2 protein-coding genes are annotated in these 1,009 nt (G+C 56.8%); both read right to left on the reverse strand.

What is annotated here, in order from left to right; all coding sequences use genetic code 11:
* Window positions 1-146, reverse strand: a 146-nt coding sequence (locus HV796_RS42710) for a helix-turn-helix domain-containing protein (RefSeq protein ID WP_175233611.1), incomplete at its 3' end; no start/stop codon positions are given.
* Window positions 147-317: 171 nt separating this feature from the next.
* Window positions 318-875 (reverse strand): recombinase family protein, encoded by a 558-nt coding sequence (locus HV796_RS42715; RefSeq protein ID WP_175233612.1) that lies wholly within the window; start codon window positions 873-875, stop codon window positions 318-320.
* Between the last annotated feature and the right edge of the window lie 134 nt (window positions 876-1,009).

A 1,009-nucleotide genomic window follows, 5' to 3' on the forward strand; every position in this document is an offset into this window, starting at 1 on the left:
TTTCGCGTCAGTTCACGACTCACGGTGGCCGGCGAGCGCCCGAGTATCCGGGCCATGGCCCGGATACTCGAACCCTGCAGATGCAGGCTTGCAATGGTCAGGCGCTCTTCAGGTTGCAGTTGCTTGTACTGGGTTCTTTCGTTCATCGCAACACTTTATATGAGACAGGTGTTGCACTTCAGATTTGAGGCCGCCGTCAGAATCCCTGATACCCAACGGGACCTGTCAGAAGGTGGGCCCGCCTGGTACACAAAACTGGGGCGTATTTCTGAGGAATTCTGCTAGGGGTCGCCTCGGAATTCAGAAAATAAAGCACGCTAAGCGTGTGCAGAGGCTGGCACCCAGCGATACAGCGTCGGAATGGACACGCCGAGGTTCTTGGCCACATCCTTGGGTGGAACGCCGTTGGCCAGCAGCTTCTTGGCCGACTCGATCTTGCTATCAGTCATCTTGGGCTTGCGGCCGACCTTGCGGCCGAGCTGCTTGGCGACTTCCAATCCGGCGCGGGTGCGCTCGACGGTCAGCTCTCGTTCCATCTCGGCCAGACTGGCCATGACGTGGAAAAAGAATCGACCGGATGGCGTGCCGGTGTCGATGGAGTCGGTGACGCTCTTGAACTGGACGCCTAGCTTGTGCAGCTCGGCGACCAGATCGACCAGTTGTTTGACACTGCGGCCTAGCCGATCCAGTTTCCAGACGACGAGGGTGTCTCCCTCGCGCAGCATTTCGAGCGTCCTGGTCAAACCGGGACGGTCTGCCCTCGTGCCGCTGACCTTGTCTTCAAAGATCTTTTGACATCCAGCCTTGGTCAAGGCTTCGCATTGCAGCTCAAGGTTCTGGTCTTGCGTCGAGACGCGTGCGTAACCAATCAACATTAGGGACCCTTGTGAGCATGCACAAGACTATTGAGTTTCCCATAAAACATGACAACCGATTCGATGCTGGCGCGTTATATCTCTAACGGATTGAATGGAGATACGCGCCATGGCAAAGAAGCCGTTGGACGAGG

The organism is Paraburkholderia humisilvae (assembly GCF_902859855.1).
Taxonomy (GTDB): Bacteria; Pseudomonadota; Gammaproteobacteria; order Burkholderiales; family Burkholderiaceae; genus Paraburkholderia; species Paraburkholderia humisilvae.